Genomic DNA, 3,121 nt, shown 5'->3' with positions numbered 1-3,121 from the left:
CAAGTCCTCGGCCTATTAGTACCGGTCAACTCCAGCCGTTACCGACCTTCCATCTCCGGCCTATCAACCCAATAGTCTCTTGGGGGCCTTAACCCACAAAGGGTGGGATACCTCATCTAGGAACAGGCTTCCCGCTTAGATGCTTTCAGCGGTTATCCCTTCCGAACGTAGCCAACCAGCAATGCCCTTGGCAGGACAACTGGCACACCAGAGGTCCGTCCGTCCCGGTCCTCTCGTACTAGGGACAGCCTTCCGCAAGTATCCTACGCGCGCGGCGGATAGGGACCGAACTGTCTCACGACGTTCTAAACCCAGCTCGCGTACCGCTTTAATGGGCGAACAGCCCAACCCTTGGGACCTACTCCAGCCCCAGGATGCGACGAGCCGACATCGAGGTGCCAAACCATGCCGTCGATATGGACTCTTGGGCAAGATCAGCCTGTTATCCCCGGGGTACCTTTTATCCGTTGAGCGACCACGCTTCCACAAGCCATGGCCGGATCACTAGTTCCGACTTTCGTCCCTGCTCGACCCGTCGGTCTCACAGTCAAGCCCCCTTGTGCACTTGCACTCGACACCTGATTGCCAACCAGGCTGAGGGAACCTTTGAGCGCCTCCGTTACCCTTTGGGAGGCAACCGCCCCAGTTAAACTACCCACCAGGCACTGTCCCTGATCCGGATCACGGACCGAGGTTAGACATCCAGTACGACCAGAGTGGTATTTCAACGACGACTCCACCATGACTGGCGTCACAGCTTCACAGTCTCCCACCTATCCTACACAAGCCGAACCGAACACCAATACCAAGCTATAGTAAAGGTCCCGGGGTCTTTCCGTCCTGCCGCGCGTAACGAGCATCTTTACTCGTAATGCAATTTCGCCGGGCCTGTGGTTGAGACAGTCGAGAAGTCGTTACGCCATTCGTGCAGGTCGGAACTTACCCGACAAGGAATTTCGCTACCTTAGGATGGTTATAGTTACCACCGCCGTTTACTGGCGCTTAAGTTCTCAGCTTCGCCCCGAAGAGCTAACCGGTCCCCTTAACGTTCCAGCACCGGGCAGGCGTCAGTCCGTATACATCGTCTTGCGACTTCGCACGGACCTGTGTTTTTAGTAAACAGTCGCTTCTCGCTGGTCTCTGCGGCCGAAAAATCCTAGCCCGCAAGGGGCTTCAAATCCCTCGGCCCCCCTTCTCCCGAAGTTACGGGGGCATTTTGCCGAGTTCCTTAACCACAGTTCGCCCGATCGCCTCGGTATTCTCTACCTGACCACCTGTGTCGGTTTGGGGTACGGGCCGCATGAACACTCACTAGAGGCTTTTCTCGGCAGCATGGGATCACCCTACTTCGCCTCAATCGGCTATGCATCACGTCTCAGCCTTGATGACGTGCGGATTTGCCTACACGTCGGCCTACACGCTTACACCAGTACTACCACTCACTGGCGGAGCTACCCTCCTGCGTCACCCCATCGCTTGACTACTACAAGTTCAGGTCCCGCGCTCCACGTCACAACATTCCCGAAGGAACGAAGTGGGCTTCGGGCGGTTAGTATCACAAGGTTCGCCATGGGCGCGTTCACACGGGTACGGGAATATCAACCCGTTGTCCATCGACTACGCCTGTCGGCCTCGCCTTAGGTCCCGACTTACCCTGGGCGGATTAGCCTGGCCCAGGAACCCTTGGTCATCCGGCGGCAGAGTTTCTCACTCTGCTTTCGCTACTCATGCCTGCATTCTCACTCGTCCAGCCTCCACCACTAGGTTCCCCTGCAGCTTCAATGGCTGAACGACGCTCCCCTACCCATCCAGACCTAAATCTGAATGACACGGCTTCGGCGGTGTGCTTAAGCCCCGCTACATTGTCGGCGCAGGACCACTTGACCAGTGAGCTATTACGCACTCTTTAAAGGGTGGCTGCTTCTAAGCCAACCTCCTGGTTGTCTGGGCGACCCCACATCCTTTCCCACTTAGCACACACTTAGGGGCCTTAGCCGGCGTTCTGGGCTGTTTCCCTCTCGACTACGAAGCTTATCCCCCGCAGTCTCACTGCCGCGCTCTCACGTACCGGCATTCGGAGTTTGGTTGATTTCGGTAAGCTTGTGGGCCCCCTAGACCATCCAGTGCTCTACCTCCGGCACGAAACACACGACGCTGCACCTAAATGCATTTCGGGGAGAACCAGCTATCACGGAGTTTGATTGGCCTTTCACCCCTAACCACAGCTCATCCCCCAGGTTTTCAACCCTGGTGGGTTCGGGCCTCCACGCAGTCTTACCCACGCTTCACCCTGGCCATGGCTAGATCACCCCGCTTCGGGTCTAGACCACGCGACTCAACCGCCCTATTCGGACTCGCTTTCGCTACGGCTACCCCACACGGGTTAACCTCGCCACGCAGCACTAACTCGCAGGCTCATTCTTCAAAAGGCACGCCGTCACCCCTAAAGGCTCCGACGGATTGTAGGCACACGGTTTCAGGTACTATTTCACTCCCCTCCCGGGGTACTTTTCACCTTTCCCTCACGGTACTAGTCCGCTATCGGTCACCAGGGAGTATTCAGGCTTAGCGGGTGGTCCCGCCAGATTCACAGCAAATTCCACGAGCTCGCTGCTACTTGGGAACACCGTCAGGAGACACCGGGTTTTCACGTACGGGACTCTCACCCTCTACGGCCACGCTTTCCAGACGCGTTCCGCTAACCACAGTGTTTTATAACTCCTCGACCGTCCGGCAGAACGATCAGACAGGTCCCACGACCCCGTACACGCAACCCCTGCCGGGTATCACACGAATACGGTTTAGCCTAATCCGCTTTCGCTCGCCACTACTCACGGAATCACGGTTGTTTTCTCTTCCTGCGGGTACTGAGATGTTTCACTTCCCCGCGTTCCCTCCACATACCCTATGTGTTCAGGTATGGGTGACCCCACATGACTGAGGCCGGGTTTCCCCATTCGGAAATTCTTGGATCTCAGCTCGGTTGACAGCTCCCCAAGACTTATCGCAGTCTCCTACGTCCTTCATCGGCTCCTGGTGCCAAGGCATCCACCGTGTGCCCTTAATAACTTGCCACAAAGATGCTCGCATCCACTGTGCAGTTCTCAAAGAACAACCAGAC

1 rRNA gene is annotated in these 3,121 nt (G+C 56.6%); it reads right to left on the bottom strand.

Annotated features, from left to right (window positions below):
- A 23S ribosomal RNA gene (locus LZG04_RS41340) occupies nucleotides 1-3,075 on the bottom strand; the annotation flags it as partial.
- Between the last annotated feature and the right edge of the window lie 46 nt (nucleotides 3,076-3,121).

The sequence above is a fragment of the Saccharothrix sp. S26 genome, from assembly GCF_021390395.1.
GTDB lineage: Bacteria > Actinomycetota > Actinomycetes > Mycobacteriales > Pseudonocardiaceae > Actinosynnema.
This window is presented reverse-complemented; position numbering and strand designations above follow the sequence as displayed.